General features: G+C 69.7%; 11 protein-coding genes. 9 read left to right on the top strand and 2 right to left on the bottom strand.

The window, feature by feature from the left end; all coding sequences use genetic code 11:
* Positions 1-2: 2 nt before the first annotated feature.
* A complete protein-coding gene (locus tag AB5I40_RS01940) occupies positions 3-1,172 on the bottom strand; it encodes a hypothetical protein (protein WP_370936681.1) in 1,170 nt (389 codons plus the stop codon).
* A gap of 87 nt (positions 1,173-1,259) precedes the next feature.
* On the opposite strand from AB5I40_RS01940, the gene AB5I40_RS01945 reads away from it, so the two are divergent.
* Together AB5I40_RS01945 and AB5I40_RS01950 are read left to right on the top strand one after the other, a co-directional pair.
* Positions 1,260-2,147, top strand: coding sequence for a helix-turn-helix domain-containing protein (locus AB5I40_RS01945; RefSeq protein WP_370936682.1), 888 nt, complete (start codon positions 1,260-1,262; stop codon positions 2,145-2,147).
* An 83-nt stretch (positions 2,148-2,230) separates the two neighbouring features.
* Entirely contained in the window at positions 2,231-2,536 is a 306-nt protein-coding gene (locus AB5I40_RS01950; RefSeq protein ID WP_370936683.1) for a hypothetical protein, read from the top strand.
* Positions 2,537-2,545: 9 nt separating this feature from the next.
* Here the strand turns inward: AB5I40_RS01950 and AB5I40_RS01955 are convergent, their stop codons facing one another.
* On the bottom strand, positions 2,546-3,019 hold the full coding sequence (locus AB5I40_RS01955) for a nuclear transport factor 2 family protein (RefSeq protein WP_370936684.1): 474 nt from the start codon (positions 3,017-3,019) through the stop codon (positions 2,546-2,548).
* A gap of 92 nt (positions 3,020-3,111) precedes the next feature.
* On the opposite strand from AB5I40_RS01955, the gene cysD reads away from it, so the two are divergent.
* From cysD to AB5I40_RS01990, 7 genes are all read left to right on the top strand, one after another.
* Complete coding sequence (gene cysD, locus AB5I40_RS01960) at positions 3,112-4,029, top strand: sulfate adenylyltransferase subunit CysD (RefSeq protein WP_370936685.1); 918 nt, start codon at positions 3,112-3,114, stop codon at positions 4,027-4,029.
* Positions 4,029-5,858, top strand: coding sequence for an adenylyl-sulfate kinase (cysC, locus tag AB5I40_RS01965; protein WP_370936686.1), 1,830 nt, complete (start codon positions 4,029-4,031; stop codon positions 5,856-5,858). The genes cysD and cysC overlap by 1 nt, the downstream gene beginning before the upstream one ends.
* Positions 5,859-6,088: 230 nt before the next feature.
* Positions 6,089-6,286, top strand: a complete 198-nt coding sequence (locus AB5I40_RS01970) for a hypothetical protein (protein WP_370936687.1) — start codon at positions 6,089-6,091, stop codon at positions 6,284-6,286.
* Positions 6,283-6,609 (top strand): hypothetical protein, encoded by a 327-nt coding sequence (locus tag AB5I40_RS01975; RefSeq protein WP_370936688.1) that lies wholly within the window; start codon positions 6,283-6,285, stop codon positions 6,607-6,609. Before AB5I40_RS01970 ends, AB5I40_RS01975 begins: the two co-directional genes overlap by 4 nt.
* 100 nt (positions 6,610-6,709) lie before the next feature.
* Positions 6,710-8,044, top strand: coding sequence for a threonine/serine exporter family protein (locus tag AB5I40_RS01980; RefSeq protein WP_370936689.1), 1,335 nt, complete (start codon positions 6,710-6,712; stop codon positions 8,042-8,044).
* Positions 8,045-8,541: 497 nt separating this feature from the next.
* Positions 8,542-14,571 (top strand): SDR family NAD(P)-dependent oxidoreductase, encoded by a 6,030-nt coding sequence (locus tag AB5I40_RS01985; RefSeq protein ID WP_370936690.1) that lies wholly within the window; start codon positions 8,542-8,544, stop codon positions 14,569-14,571.
* On the top strand, positions 14,568-15,785 hold the full coding sequence (locus AB5I40_RS01990) for a cytochrome P450 (protein ID WP_370936691.1): 1,218 nt from the start codon (positions 14,568-14,570) through the stop codon (positions 15,783-15,785). The genes AB5I40_RS01985 and AB5I40_RS01990 overlap by 4 nt, the downstream gene beginning before the upstream one ends.
* The last annotated feature ends 66 nt before the right edge of the window (positions 15,786-15,851 follow it).

The raw sequence follows: 15,851 nt of genomic DNA on the forward strand, positions 1-15,851 counted from the left end.
GTTCAGCCCAGCATCCTGGCCGCGACCGCGGCCTGTCGCGCGGCGATCCGCTCTGCCCATTCCTCGGGGGTCACGCTGGCTTCCTTGTGGAACGGCAGCCGGTCGGCGAGCTCGCCGAATTTCACGACCTCGACCTCCGGGCCGTCCGCCGCGGTCAGCTCCCGCGAAAGCCGCTGCCAGCGGATCTGGACGTAACCGCGGTCGTGCCCGGTGCGTTCGAGCCAATTCGCGACGCCGGGGTCGCGTTCGCTGATCACGAACCGCATCTTGCCGTCCGGGTCGACGCGGGCCTGGTCGGCGGTGAGGCTGGTCTGGTGGTTGAGGTAGTCCAGCGAGATGTACCACGGGCTGCCGAGCTGGATGCCCTGGTACGGCGCGTCCGAACGGGGCACGGTGACGATCATGACCTCGTCGTCGGCGAGTTCGTAATGCCCCGCCGAGGAGTACTGGGTGGGCAGGCCGCCGGGCGTGCTGCGCGGTTCGGTCATCGTGTTCGCCGGCAGGTTCAGGTAGAACCACTTCGGGAAGGCGAGGAACGTCCGGATCCGGCTGAGCAGGATCTTTCCGGTGACGCCGTAGCGTTTCTCCATCGCGGTGCGCGACAACGCGGGCGGTGCCTGGCCGGTGGTGTCGGCGCAGCGGAGCTGGATGCTGCCGCGCCGTTCGGTCGCCCAGTCGCTGTAGACCTCGCGCACGACGAGCATCGACGATCCCGGGCCCAGCACGAAATAACCGGGCTCGGGATCGGGCTTTGCCGGGCCGAAGCGGATCTCGAACGTGCCGTCGGCGGCGATCGGGATGTCGCGGTCGTCGAACGCGGTCATGCTGTCGGGCACCTCGACCGGCGTGTAGTCGCCGTTGAGGACCTGGAAGCTCAGGTCGGCGGTGGTGCCGCGGGTGCCGGTGACGACGTACTCGCGGTCCTCGCGGATGTTCGCGTTGAAGTACAGGGTGTCCGGGTTGTCCAGGCCCATTTTCGTATACGGGCCGGTGGACAGGGTGAAGTACGGGAAGTCGCGGTCGTAGGCCCACGCCGTCTGAATCGAGGCCCGGATGCTGCCCGCGAGGTAGTCGTAGCCCTCGATCAGGTCCTGTTCGGTCCGGACGTGCGGCGCCTCGGCGATGATCTTTTCGGCTTCGGCGATCGCGCCGGCGAGCGGTTCGGTCAGCACCGGAGACTCCTCACGCTGGTCCAACTCTGTACCGGGGTGGTACGTTCGGTGTCGGTTGAGACTAGAACGCGTTCTAAGGACGGGTCAATGGCGGTTACCCGGCGCTCGCCGCCGACGCAGCGGGTCGTGCGGCTGCTGGACTACTTCGCGGCCCGGCCGGGGCAGCGGTTCGGGCTGTCCGCGCTGGCCCGCGAACTGGACCTGAGCAAGCCGACCTGCCTCGGCATCCTGACCGAGCTGACCGCGAGCGGCTACGTGGTCCGCGATCCCCGGTCGACGACCTACCGCCTGGGCCCGGCCGTGATCGCGGCCGGGCGCGCGGCCTCGGAGGGCTTCGGCGCCAGCGAAATCGCCCGTGCGCACCTGGAAGAACTCAGCGCCCGCTACCAGGCGACGTGCACCGCGTCGGCCGTGGTCGACGGCCGGATCTTGATGCTGCAGAGCGCCGGGCCGGGCAAGGTGCGGCTCGGCGAGACGTATCCGTTCGCGCCGCCGGTCGGGCTGATGTACGTGCTGTGGGACGCGGAATCCGCCTTCGACGCCTGGCTCGCCACGCCGCCCGCGGTGCCGGTGCGGCTGGACGAGGCGTACCTGCGGCGCGTGGTCGCCGAGTGCCGGGAACACGGGTATCTGGTGGAAAGCCTGACCTCGGCGGGCCGTCGGCTCTACACGCTGATGGCGGGTGTCGCCGCTGGGGATCTGCCGCCGGAGGTGCGCGGGCTGGTCGGCGAGCTGGTGTCGAGCCTGGGGGAGCGGGTGTACCTCGGCGCGGACCTCGAACCGCGGAAGAAGCACGCGGTGAGCCTGCTCGCCGCCCCGACGTTCGACGCGTCGGGGAGGCAGGAACTGGTGCTGACGCTGTCGGTGGGCGAACCGATCACCGGTGCGGAAATCGCCCGGCGAGGTGCGGCGTTGGCCGCGGTGGCGGATGCGGTGACCGCGGAGGCAGGCGGGGTTCGTCCTCACTCGGTTTGACGGTCCGTGAGGGGAACCCTGAGGGACTCTGATTCCGTGAGGGTTCCCCTCACGGACCGTCAATCCGGGAAGGGGGTCTGGCGATGGATTCGATATTGCCGACGTCCAGGACGACGTGCGGCAGGAACTTCCTGGACCAGCGGGCGCTTGAAGCCGCCGATCTCGTGACCGATGCGCGGCTGGCCGACGCCGGAGTGTCGCTGTCGGCTGCAGGTTTGTACCCGTCGCTGCACCTGAATCTGGCCGAGTGCCACCGCAAACTCGGCGACCTCGGCCGGGCCCGCGAATACCTTCAGCTGGCCCAGGCCGAGATCGGCGCGCTCGGCGACGACGAATACGGGCGGCTCGTCAAGGACGGCCTGCGGCAAGTCGCCGAACAGCTCCGCTGACCGCCGCAGTCATGCGGGCTGGCCCCACATGTTCGCCGTCAGCTTCCACCCCGGCTGGTCCTTCATCGTCACCAGCGTTTCGTACAGCCGCTCGTACCCCGTGCTGCTGATCCGCCAGGCGCCGTCCTCGCGCCGATAGGTGTCCTCGTAGTACGCGGCGCCCTCAATGACCACGCGGTGCTCGGCCACGATCACCTTGTCCTGGAACATCCACCGCCCGGTCGCGGTGTCGCCGTCGATCTCGATTTCCGGGTGGCCGGCGAAGTGCATCGTCGTGATGCCGGGGCCGACGGTGGTGCTCAGGAATTCCATGAGCGCGTCACGGTTGTCGAAGTTCAGCGGTTCGCCGTAGGAAGGCGTGCCGTAGTGCACGCGGGCGTCGGCGGTCAGCGTCTCCGCCATCTCGTCCCAGCGCTTGAGGTCGAGGCACCGGAGGTAGCGGAATTTCACGCGGCGGATTTCTTCGAGCGCGGCCAGGTCCATGCGCCCAGCGTCCTCCGCCGCTTGACCGAGCGCAAGAACCTGTTCTACTTTTCTGTCCTCGAACCCCGGAAGACCCCGGAAGGGCGGATCCGATGGCGTCCCAGGCACCCCCGGCCTACGAGCTGAGCCACCTCGGTGCGCTCGAAGCTGAAGCCGTGCATGTCTTCCGCGAGGTCGCGGCGACCTTCGAGCGGCCGGTGCTGCTGTTCTCCGGCGGGAAAGACTCGATGGTGATGCTCCACGTCGCGGCGAAAGCGTTTTGGCCCGCGCCGCTGCCGTTCCCAGTCATGCACGTCGACACCGGGCATAACTTCGACGAGGTCATCCGGTTCCGCGACGAAACCGTCGAGCGCTACGGATTGCGGCTGGTGGTCGCGAGCGTCCAGGACGACATCGACGCGGGCCGAACCGTTGAAGACCCGAAGGCGGGCCGGAACCGGCTTCAGACGGCGACTTTGCTGCGCGGCATTCGCGAGAACGGCTTCGACGCGGTGTTCGGCGGCGCGCGGCGCGACGAGGAGAAAGCCCGGGCCAAGGAACGCGTGTTCAGCTTCCGCGACGAATTCGGGCAATGGGATCCTCGGCGGCAGCGTCCGGAACTGTGGAATCTGTACAACGGCAGGCACCGCAAGGGCGAGCACATCCGGGTCTTCCCGTTGTCGAACTGGACTGAGCTGGACATCTGGCAGTACGTCGAGGCGGAGAACGTGACCCTGCCGTCGCTGTACTACGCGCACCAGCGGTCGGTGGTCCAGCGGGACGGGATGCTGCTCGCGGATACCCGGTTCCTCACCGTCGGCGAGGGCGAAGTGCCTTGCCCGGCAACGGTTCGCTTCCGCACGATCGGGGACGCGACCTGCACCGGCTGCGTCGAATCGACCGCGTCGTCGCCGGCGGAAGTGGTGGCCGAGGTCGCCGCGACGCGGGTCACCGAACGCGGCGCGACCCGGGCCGACGACCGGATCTCCGAGGCCGGGATGGAAGACCGCAAGAAGGAAGGCTACTTCTGATGAGCCGGGTCACGACGGTGCGGCTCGCCACGGCGGGCAGCGTGGACGACGGCAAGTCGACCCTGATCGGCCGCTTGCTGTTCGATTCCAAGACGGTGTTCACCGACCAGTTCGAAGCGATCGAGCGCACCAGCCGGGACCGCGGCGACGCGTACCCGGATCTCGCCCTGCTGACCGACGGCCTGCGCGCCGAACGCGAGCAGGGCATCACCATCGACGTCGCGCACCGGTATTTCGCCACGCCCAAGCGGAAGTTCATCATCGCCGACACCCCGGGACATGTGCAGTACACCCGGAACATGGTGACCGGAGCGTCCACTTCGGACGTCGCGCTGATCCTGGTGGACGCGCGGAAGGGCGTGCTCGAACAGTCGCGCCGGCACGCGTTCCTCGCCAGCCTGCTGGGCATCCGGCACCTGGTGGTGTGCGTGAACAAAATGGACCTCGTGGACTGGTCGCAGGAACGGTTCGAGGAAATCCGCGAGGACTTCCGCCGGTTCGCGATGAAATTGCAGACCCCGGATCTGACTTTCGTGCCGATGTCCGCGCTGCACGGCGACAACGTGGTGCACCGAGGCGCGAGCATGCCTTGGTACGAAGGCACTTCGCTGTTGCATCACCTGGAACAGGTGCACGTCGCTTCGGATCGCAATCTCGTTGACGCGCGTTTTCCGGTGCAATACGTGATTCGCGACCACAGCCGGGATTTCCGCGGTTACGCCGGAACGGTGGCCGGTGGCGTATTCAAGCCCGGCGACGAGGTGACGGTGCTGCCGTCCGGATTCAGCACGTCCGTCCGCGCGATCTGGGGTCCGGGCGGGGTCGAGGTGCCGGAAGCGTTCGCCTCGCTGGCCGTCACGATCGAGCTTGCCGACGAACTGGACCTCAGCCGCGGTGACCTAATCTGCCGTCCGGGCAACCGTCCGCACGTCGGCCAGGACGTCGACGCCATGGTGTGCTGGTTCTCCGAACAGGCCGCGCTCGCTCCGGGCGCGAACTACCTCGTCCGGCACACCACCCGCGAGACCAAAGCCGAGGTCCGCGCGCTCGACTACCGGCTCGACGTCACCACACTGCACCGCGACGAGGCCGCGGAGTCGTTGTCGCTCAACGAGATCGGCCGGATCCGGCTGCGGACACGACAGCCGCTGCTGTTCGACCCCTACCTCCGCAATAAGCCGACCGGCGGATTCCTGCTGGTCGACGAACACTCCGGGGACACCGTCGGGGCGGGCATGATCACCGGCCCGAGCGCGACGGCGCCGAACGTGGTCTGGCATCCGGCGGCGGTGTCGCGGGACGAACGCGCGACCCGCGGCCGTACCGTCTGGCTCACCGGGCTGTCCGCGTCGGGCAAGTCGAGTGTGGCGGTCGAGGTGGAGCGCAGGCTGGTCGCCTCAGGCCGTCCCGCTTACCTGCTGGACGGGGACAACCTCCGGCACGGCCTCAACGGCGACCTCGGGTTCGCCCCTGCGCAACGGGCCGAGAACATCCGCCGCGTCGCGGAGGTCGCGAAGCTGTTCGCCGACGCCGGGGTAGTGGCCGTCGTGTCGCTGATCAGCCCGTATCAGGCGGACCGCGAGCTTGCGCGGGCCGTGCACGAAGCCGCGGGTTTGCCTTTTTTGGAAGTCTTCGTCGACACTCCGCTCGAAATGTGCGAGGACCGCGATCCGAAGGGCATGTACGCCAAGGCGCGGTCGGGAGAAATCACCGGATTCACCGGAGTGGACGCGCCGTACGAACGGCCTGCGTCGCCGGACCTCGTGTTGCGTCCGGAAAACGGAGATCCGGTGGCGATGGCCGCACTGGTTCTCGCCGCGCTGGAGTGACGTCCGGGCGGAGCAGAATCCTTTCGGCCGAAATAGGGGAGAGCGCGCTGCGTCGCTCCGCAGCCGCTGGAATGGCGGAAACGGGAACAGGGAGCGAAGCCGCCAGTCGGCTCCTCACGGCTCGCCTTCCTTGTGCGGTGGCTGACTGCGGCTGAGCGAGCGACTTTGCCCCTCTCAGAGCAACTGCTGAACTTCCTCGTGCGCAGTTTCCGGGTGAATCCGGGCCTGGCGTGGGAGGAACTGCCGCTCCGGCAGCCGCGGGAAAGCCGTCGTGGGAGGACGCGCGACGGCTCGGCGCGGGTCGCGCGCCGCGGTTGCGCACGAATCCCAGGCTGGCGCTGCTGAAGGAAACCGTTCTGCAGCAACGCTCCTTGCGTCGCTACCGGAGCTGGCTCGTCAGCAGGACGTTCTCGCCCCAGCAGGCGTGACCGCTTTGTTCCACACCGTGGCCGTCGATCCGTCGGCCCTGATTTCCACGATCGGGACCGGTTTCTCCACCGGGTTGCCGTACTGGGACTGGTCGGGGCTGAACTGGATGGTGCCGCTCGCGCCCCGGACGGCGTTCCGGCACCGCATTTCCTCGATGAGCCCGATCTGGGAGAGAGGTGTGCGCACGACCGTGTCGGCATTGGCCGCGGCGGCGCGGCGGGCGGCGGTGACGGCGACCATCATCGCGTCGCGCAAGGGGCTGTCCGAGGGTGTTCCGGTGGCTGGAACAAAGGCTGCGGGCGGTGCGGTGCCGGATCCCTGAGAGTCTCGCGGACGCTGGAAAAGCCACGATCGGGGGAAGCCGCGCTCGCGACGCGTTCGCCGGCCCGTTTTTGTCTGGGCGCCTCCTTAAAGTGCGGTTCATGGCAACGGACGAGCGCGAACAGGCGCGAAGGGTGCTGGGCTTCGCGCTCGATGTGGCGATGCAGATGTTCCAGCAGGGGATCGAAACGGCGGTCATCGTGCGCACGGTTCGCGGGCTGGCGCTCGCGGGCGGCGTCGAGGATCTGCGGATTTCGGTGGGAGTGCGGGCAATTCACCTTCAATACTGCCCGGGGAGGGGCGAGGAACCGCTGGTGTTGTTCGGGAGCGTGCAGGCGAACGACGCGCGCGACATCGGCCGGATGGGAGATCTGGAGGCGCTCGCGGTCCGCGCGGGTGCCGGTGCGGTTTCGCCCGCCGATGCAGAGCGCGACGCCGAAATCCTCGCTCGATCGGGGCCGACTTGGCCGTGGTACGTGAGTTTGCTCGGCGGCTGCCTGCTCGCGGCGATGATTTGCCTGCAGGCGAACGGGACTGTGCTCGCCGCGATGGTGTCGGCCGGGTTGTTCGTTTTCGCCAACCGCGTCGGCTGGGCGTTGAGCACGGTCGGCATCGCGGAGTTCTTCCAGGTCGCGGCCAAGGCGAGCACCGTGCTGGCGGTCGCGATTTCTTTGCTGTCGCTCGGTTTGCTCACCGGGCACGAAGCGGCGAGCCTTTCCGCGGCGAATCTCGTGCTGTTGCTGCCGATTCTGTCGTTGGTGTCGCTGGTCGAGGACGCGGTCGGCGACTTCCATCTGATGGCCGCCGCGCGGATCGTGACGGTGCTGCTGCTGACCGGGGCGATCGCGACCGGGGTGATGGTCGTGGTGTCGGTGGCGAACGACCTCGACATCCTCGGCGAGGCCAGCCGCGTCTCGCTCGCCGCGCTGCCGCTCGCCCTGGTGCCGGTGACGGCGCTGGTCGGTTCGCTGGGAAACGCGATCCTGATGGGCACTCCGGCGCGATGGTGGCTGCTCGCCTGCGGGGCCGGACTCGTGACGTCGCTGGTGAACTGGGCCGAGCGGTCGGTGCTCGGCCTGTCCATGCCGGTGGCGATTTTCCTCGCGACCACAGTGCTCGGTCTCCTCGCCGGTGCGGCGGCGCGGATCTTGCAGGTGCCGACTGCGGTCGTGACGATTCCTGGTCTTACCGGTGCGGTTCTGCCAGGACCGGCGATGTATCTGAGTTTGTCGCAGGTTTTCGCTCGTGTCCCCGGTGCTTGGGACGCGGTGGCGGAGGCGATCGTGTCGACGGCGGCGATCGGTGTCGGTGTGGTGCTGGGATTGCAGTTCGCGGCGTTGCGCCGACCGGGGGCGGTGCTGCTGGGCGAACCTCGTCGTGAGCAGGTCGGTCCCGGTGCCTGGGAGAAAGGGGGTGAACGGCGAGGATTCCGTTGAGGCACCGGCCGGTGCGGCGGCGGGGCCTTGAAGGTGCGGTGGTGACGATTCCCGGTTTGGCGGGTGTGGTGGTGCCGGGTCCGGCGACGTGCTCGGGTTTGTCGCGGTTTTCGCCCGTGGCGGAAGCGATCGTGCCGGCTGCGGCGATCGGTGCCGGCGCGATGCTTGGCCTGCAGTTCGCGCGGGCCGGTTCGGGCATCGTGTTCCTCCGAGGGCCGATCACCTGCGTCCTGCCGCACAACCTGGACTTCCGTGACCAGCACGGTGCTGCTGGTCGAACACCAGCGCGGGCAAAGCGATCCCGGAGCCCGGGAGAAAGGGGGTGAACGACGAGAATTCGGCTGCGGAAAAGGAGATCCCCGCGCTGCTCAGCGGGGTGCGCGAGCGTCAGCGGAGGGAGAACCGGCTACCGGGGCCCATTATCTAGGGGGTGGCAGTGATCCGGTTGGTGCGTAATGTCGGACTGGTCACGCCGCACATCTAGCCCTGGGGGGCCGTTGAGCGAGTCCGAACGCACCCTGGTCGCCGCATTGCGTACGTCGCTGAAGGAGAATCATCGGCTCAAAGACGAGAACCGGCGGCTGCTCGGAGCGGCCGCGGGAGCGGAACCGGTCGCGGTCGTCGGCGCGGGATGCCGGCTACCGGGCGGGATCGAGACGCCGGAGCAGCTGTGGCGGCTCCTCTCGGACGGCGGCGACGCGATCGGCGGGTTCCCGGACGATAGGGGCTGGGACGTCGAGCGGCTTTACGATCCCGAAGGGGTCCGGCCGGGGTCGATTTCCGTGCGGGAAGGCGGATTCCTGACCGGTGCCGGGGAGTTCGACGCCGGGCTCTTCGGGATCAGCCCGCGCGACGCTCTCCTGATGGACCCGCAGCTGCGGCTCCTGCTGGAGACCGGCTGGGAATCCCTGGAACGGGCCGGAATTCCGCCGCGGTCGCTGGGCGGCAGCCGGACCGGCGTGTTCACCGGCGTGATGTACCACGACTATCCGGGCAGTTTCGGCGCGTCCGGGATGGTGTCCGGCCGGGTCGCCTACACGTTCGGCTTGCAAGGCCCGGCGATCACGGTGGACACGGCCTGTTCGTCCTCGCTGGTCACCGTGCATCTGGCGGCGCAGGCGCTGCGCGCGGGGGAGTGCGAGCTCGCGCTCGCGGGCGGGGCGACGGTGATGTCGACGCCGCGCACGTTCGTCGAGTTCAGCAAGGACGGCACATTGTCGCGCGGCGCGCGGTGCCGGAGCTTCGCCGAGTCCGCGGACGGAACGGCGTGGTCCGAGGGCTGTGTAATGCTGGTGCTGCAACGGCTTTCCGACGCACGCCGGTCCGGACGTCCGATCCTGGCGGTGCTTCGCGGGAGCGCGGTCAACTCCGACGGCGCGTCCAACGGCATCACCGCGCCGAACGGCCCGGCGCAGCGCCGGGTTATCAAGCAGGCGCTGGCGTCGGCCCGGTTGTCCGCCGCGCAGATCGACGTCGTGGAGGCGCACGGGACTGCCACGCCGCTCGGGGATCCCATTGAGGCGCAAGCGCTTCTGGCCACCTACGGTGCGGACCGAGGCGGCGGGGGTCCGCTGCGGCTCGGGTCGTTGAAGTCCAATCTCGGGCACGCGCAGGCCGCGTCCGGGGTCGCTGGGCTGTTGAAGCTGGGGCTCGCGTTGCGGCACGAACTGCTGCCCAAGACCTTGCACGTGGACGCGCCCAGCAGCCGGATCGAATGGTCTGCCGGCGAAGTCGAGCTGCTGACCGAGGCGACGCCGTGGCCGCGCGGGACTCGGCCGCGTCGGGGTGCCGTGTCGAGTTTCGGGCTCAGCGGGACGAACGCTCACGTCGTGGTGGAGGAAGCTCCCGCACCCGCGGAGCCCGCTGCGGGCGACGGGGTGGCGGTGCCGGTGGTGCTCAGCGGGCGCGATCCGGCGGCCCTGCGGGCGCAGGCGGACCGGCTGGCCGAGCGGCTGCGCGAGGAGCCGGATGTCCGTCCGGCGGATGTCGCTTGGACGCTCGCGACCGGGCGCACGCACCTGGAGCATCGCACGGTGGTCGTCGCGCGCGATCGGGACGAGCTGCTGGCCGGGTTGGACGAACCGTCCGCCAGAGCGGTGCGCGGCGAGGGGCCGCTGGCGTTCCTGTTCTCGGGCGCCGGTTCGCAGCGGACGGGCATGGGCGAGGAACTGGCCGCCGCGTATCCGGTGTTCGCTGCTGCTTACGCCGCTGCTTGTGCGGAACTCGACCGGCACCTGGACCGTCCGCTGCGGGAAGCGATCGGCGGCGCGCTCGACGAGTTCCGGTACAGCCAGGCGGGGTTGTTCGCGGTCGAGGTCGCGTTGTTCCGGCTGGCCGAATCGTGGCAGCTGCAGCCGGACGTCCTTTGCGGACACTCCGGCGGCGAGCTCGCGGCCGCGCATTGCGCGGGAGTGCTGACGCTCGCGGACGCGGCGGAGCTGGTCGTCGCGCGGGCCACGCTGATGCAGGCCCAGCCGCGCGGAGCAATGGCGGCGATCGAGGCGGAGCCGGAGGAGGTCGCCGGGGAAACGGTCGAGGTGGCCGCGGTCGACGGCTCGAGAGCGATCGTCACCAGGGCAGCGGCCGATGTCGCGGCCGCCCACGATCCGAGAGCGGTCGTCTCCCGGGACGCGGTCGATGTGGCGGCGGTGAACGGTGCCCGAGCGGTTGTCGCCTCGGGAGAAGCGGTCGATGTGGCGGCCGTTAACGATCCGCGAGTGGTTGTCGCGTCCGGGGAATCGGCCGACGTCGCGGCCGTTAACGATCCGCGAGTGGCCGTCGCGTCCGGGGAAGCGGTCGACGTCCCGGCGGTCGACGGTCCGCGAGCGGTCATCGCAGCGGAGGCGGTCGATGTCGCGGCCGTCAACGGTCCGCGAGCGGTCGTCGTCTCCGGGGAAGAAGCGGCGGTGCTGGCCGTCGTCGCCGGGTTCTCCGCTGCGGGGCGGCGCACCAAGCGGCTGGCGGTCTCGGTGGCCTGCCATTCGCGGCTGATGGACCCGGTGCTGGAGCCGTTCCGCGCGATCGCGGCGCGGATGACGTACGCCGAACCCACGCTGCCGATCGTCTCCACCGTGACTGGCGAGCCGATCGAATCCTTCGACGCGGACTACTGGGTCCGCAACATCCGCCGCGCCGTCCGGTTCGGCGATGCGGTCCGCACGCTGGAGAGCCAGGGCGTCACCCGGTTTCTCGAACTTGGCGCGGACGGGCCGCTCACGGCGCTGCTCCCGGACGCTCCGCTGGCCGTCTCCGCGCTGCGCCGGGGGGTGGCTGAGGACGTCGCCATCGCCGAGGCGATCGGGGCGCTGCATGCTGACGGTGTATCCCTGGACTGGGCCGCGGTTCTCGCGCCGCGCGAAGCGAGGTTGGTGGACCTGCCGACCTACGCCTTCCAGCGGGAACGCTACTGGCTGTCCGCGTCGGACGAGGCGGGCGACCTGTCCGCGACCGGGCTCGAAGCTGCCGGGCACCCGTTGCTGGGGGCCGCGGTTCCGCTCGCCGACGGCGACGGATTCCTGCTGCACGGCCGGATTTCGGTCGCCGCGCAGCCTTGGCTGGCCGGACACGCCGTCGGCGGCTCGGTGCTGTTTCCCGGCACCGGATTCTTGGAACTTGCGCTGCGCGCCGGTGAGGAGTCGGGAGACACGCGGGTTCGCGAGCTGACCGTGCACGCGCCGTTGGTGCTGGACGGCGACGGAGTCCGGGTTCAGGTCCGCGTCGGTGGGCCTGATGAAGCCGGGGTGCGTCCGTTGAGCATCCATGCGCAGACGGGCGACGCGCCCTGGGTGCGGCACGCCGACGGTGCGCTGGCTCCGGCTGGACCGGCACCGGAGACCGGTCCGGTTTGGCCGCCTGCCGGGGCTGAGGAAATCGATCTCGACGGGATGTACGAGCTGCTCGCCGAGCGTGGCGTCGAATACGGTCCGTTGTTCCAAGGCCTGAAGACCGCTTGGCGGTGCGGGGACGAGGTGTTCGCTGAAGTCGCCCTGCCGGAGTCCGCGGTGCTGGATGCCGCCGAGTTCGGCCTGCATCCGGGGCTCGCCGATTCGGCGCTGCACGCTATCGGTCTCGGTCCGGCGGCCGGTGCGGGGACGCTGCTGCCGTACTCGTGGTCCGAAGTGGACTTGTGGTCGCCCGGCAGCTCCGAGCTTCGAGTGCGGGTGAAACCGCTGGGGGAGAATACGGTCTCGCTGTCCTTGTCGGACTGTTCGGGCAATCCGGTGGCCACGATCGGTTCGCTGGCGTTGCGGCCGGTCACCGGCGTGCGGCGGGCTCCTCGCTCCGGGTCGTTGCTCCGTCCGGAATGGACTGAATGCGTTCTTCCCGACGCACAAAACGAGGGCGTCCAAACCTTGGCGGTATCGCCGGGATCCGATGCTGCGGCGGCACAGCAGGAAGTCCACCGGATTCTCGGCGCGTTGCGCACGGCGCTCGCGGACGACCGGCGGATCGTGGTGATCACCCGCCACGCGGCCGGGCTCCCCGGCGAACCGGTGGACCTGGCCGGTGCGGCGGTCGCCGGGCTGGTCCGCTCCGCGCAGACCGAACACCCCGGAAGGATCACGCACCTGGACACGGACGCGCCACCGTCTGAGGAGCTGATAGCCGCCGTGCGCGAGCCAGCCATCGTCGTGCGTGACCATCAGACTTTCGCCCCGCGTTTGGTCGCCGTCGAAGCCGCTGACAGCGCGGAGTGGGGCCCGGGTCCGGTGCTGATCACCGGCGGGACCGGGCAGCTTGGCCGGTTGGTGGCCGAACATCTGGTGCGCGAGCACGACGTGCGGAAGCTGGTGCTGGCGAGCCGGACCGGCCGGGGCGGGGACGGCCTCGCCGCCGAACTGGCCGTGCTCGGTGCGGAGGCCGAAGTGGCGGTCTGCGATCTCACCGATCGATCCGCCGTCGCCGCGCTGCTGACCGCGCACCCGGTCACCGCGATCGTGCACGCGGCGGGAGTGCTGGCCGACGGGATGCTCACTTCGCTGAGCGCGGACCAGGTCGACGCGGTGTTCGAGGCCAAAGCCGCCGCCGCGTGGAACCTGCACGAACTCGCGGGTGACGTGGAAAAGTTCGTCCTGTTCTCTTCCGCGGCGGGCATTCTCGGCGCGCCGGGCCAAGCGAACTACGCGGCGGCGAACGCGTTCCTCGACGCACTCGCCCAGCACCGCTGCAGCCTGGGACTGCCCGCTCAGTCGCTGGCCTGGGGCCTGTGGAACTCCGACGAGCGCACCGGCGGTCTTACCGCTGAAGCGGGGTTGGCGCTGTTCGACGCGGCCCTCGCCGATCCAGCGCCGGTACTGGCCCCGCTGCGGCTCGACGCGTGGCGTGGCGACGACGTCCCGCCGCTGCTCCGCGGCCACGTGCGGGCGACCCGGCGCGCAGGTGGTTCCGCCGCCGGTCGGCTGCGTCGTACTCCACCGGCCGAACGCCGGGAGAGGTTGGCGGAACTGGTCGGCGCGCAGGTCGCGGCGGTGCTCGGGCACAGCGAGACCCTCGAACCCAGCCGCGCGCTGCCGGATCTCGGGTTCGACTCGCTCACGGCGGTCCAGGTGCGCAACCGGCTCGCTGAACTGACCGGCCTGACTCTCAGCGCGACCCTCGTGTTCGACCATCCGACGGTCGCGGACCTGGCCGAATTCCTGAACGAGTCCTTTTCGGACACTCCAGCTGAGTCTTCTGCCTTGACGCCAACAGATCCGGTCGCGCGGCTATTCGCCGAGGCGGTTGCCGCGGGCCGAGTGCCGGAAGGTGTCGCCTTGCTTGGGGCTGCGGCGAATCTGCGCGAGTCGTTCAGCACGGCGAGGGCATCTCGGCCGGTACGGCTGGCCGAGGGAGCACAGCGTCCCACGCTGCTGTGCGTGCCTTCACCGGCCGCGATGACCGGCGTTGTCCAATATGGACGCTTGGCCGCACCATTCCGCGGCGACCGGCGCGTCTCAGTGCTGTCCCTGCCCGGTTTCACTGCGGACGAACGGCTTCCGGCCGACCTCACCACGCTCGTCGCAACCCTCGCCGACCAGGCCCGCGAAGCAGCCGACGACGAACCCTTCGCACTCCTGGGGTATTCGTCCGGCGGCCTGCTGGCCGAAGCCGTGGCGGCGGAATTGGCCCGCACCGGCCGTGCTCCGGCGGGCTTGTGCCTGCTGGACACCTACGAGATGGGCGGCCCGGCCGAAGACGCCGTCCACGCGATGGCCGGGGAAGTGCTGTCCCGCGAGGACGGCGGCGGGTTCGACCGGGCGCAACTGACCGCCATGGGCCGCTACCTCGGTCTCCTCGCCGCGGCGGGACCGCCGGACATCCGGGTCCCCTCGGTGCTGCTGCGCTCCGCCCGCAGCTTCGGGGACGTGGCGGGGACGGCGTGGCAGACGACGTGGTCGCGAGCCGACCGCGTGGAAACCGTGCCCGGGGACCATTTCAGCATCGTCGCCGAGGACGCGGAGAGCACGGCGTCGGCCGTCGGGGCGTGGCTGGAATCCGTGGCAGAACCGATCGTGGAAACCGTTACCGGACTTGGGAGTTCGTCGTGAACACTGAAGTGTGCCCGTACCCGTTCGAACCGTCGGCGCTGGCGGTCGACGCCCGGTACGGCCAGATGCGCGAGCAGCGGGGGATGAGCCGCGTGCGGCTGCCGTACGGCGGCGAGGCGTGGCTGGCGACGCGGTACGAAGACGTGCGGGCCGTGCTGGTGGACCGCAGGCTGATGCGCAGCCTGACCGTCGGGAAGGACGCGCCGCGCGGGACCGAGGCGATCGAGAGCGAAAGCTCGATCATCACCATGGACCCGCCGATGCACTCCCGGCTGCGCCGGCTGGTCGCGGCCGCGTTCACGCCGAAACGGGTGGAAACGCTGCGCCCGCGCGTGCAGGAGATCACCGACGGCCTGATCGACCGGATGATCGAGCAGGGCCCGCCGGTGGACCTGGTGTCGTCGTTCTCGATCCCGCTGCCGATCACCGCGTTGTGCGAGCTTCTCGGGGTGCCGCAGGAGGATCGCGAGAAGGTGCACACCTGGACCGACACCATGCTGATGCTCAGCGGCGACGGTTCGGACCACACCGCGATCATGACCGCGCAGCGCGAACTGTGGGGGTACATCGCCGGTCTGGTCGCCGAGCGCCGGGAAACCCCCACCGACGACCTGATCGGCGCGCTGGTGCGGGCCCGCGACGACGAGGGCAGGCTGACCGAGGGCGAGCTGATCGACCTGTCCGGCGGAATCCTGGCCGTCGGCCACGAGACGACCGCGAACCACATCTCCAACCTGCTCTACACCCTGCTGACGAACCCGGACCAGCTGGCCCGCCTGCGCTCGGATCCCAGCCTGATGCCGTCGGCGGTCGAGGAACTGCTGCGGTTCGTGCCGCTCAGCGCGAGCGCCAGTTTCGCGCACATCGCCAGCGAGGACGTCGAAATCGGCGGCCAGCTGATCCGCAAGGGCGAGGCGGTGTTCGCCGACGTGGACGGCGCCAACCGCGACGCGACCGTGTTCGAGTGCCCGGAGGACCTCAACCTGGCCCGCCCGCGCAACCACCACGTCGGCTTCGGCCACGGCCCGCACCACTGCCTGGGCGCCCAGATGGCGCGGCTGGAACTGCAGGTCGCGCTGGGCACGCTGCTGGCCCGGTTCCCGGATCTGTCGCTGGCGGTGGACGCGGCCGAGGTGCCGTGGCTGAGCGCGCGGCGGCAGCGGGGGCCGGAGCGGCTGGAACTGACCTGGACAAAGGTGCTGCCCGCGAAGTGACGCTCCGGCAACGGTTCGTGAGGGGAACCCTGAGGGAATCAGATTCCCTCAGGGTTCCCCTCACGA

This window comes from Amycolatopsis sp. cg13 (genome assembly GCF_041346965.1).
GTDB lineage: Bacteria > Actinomycetota > Actinomycetes > Mycobacteriales > Pseudonocardiaceae > Amycolatopsis.

What these genes read in the sequence shown, in the direction of transcription:
- AB5I40_RS01955 (WP_370936684.1), bottom strand. Translation starts at nt 3,019, where the DNA reads ATGGACCTGGCCGCGCTCGAAGAAATCCGCCGCGTGAAATTCCGCTAC.
- AB5I40_RS01950 (WP_370936683.1), top strand. Translation starts at nt 2,231, where the DNA reads ATGGATTCGATATTGCCGACGTCCAGGACGACGTGCGGCAGGAACTTC.
- cysC (WP_370936686.1), top strand. Translation starts at nt 4,029, where the DNA reads ATGAGCCGGGTCACGACGGTGCGGCTCGCCACGGCGGGCAGCGTGGAC.
- cysD (WP_370936685.1), top strand. Translation starts at nt 3,112, where the DNA reads ATGGCGTCCCAGGCACCCCCGGCCTACGAGCTGAGCCACCTCGGTGCG.
- AB5I40_RS01980 (WP_370936689.1), top strand. Translation starts at nt 6,710, where the DNA reads ATGGCAACGGACGAGCGCGAACAGGCGCGAAGGGTGCTGGGCTTCGCG.
- AB5I40_RS01945 (WP_370936682.1), top strand. Translation starts at nt 1,260, where the DNA reads ATGGCGGTTACCCGGCGCTCGCCGCCGACGCAGCGGGTCGTGCGGCTG.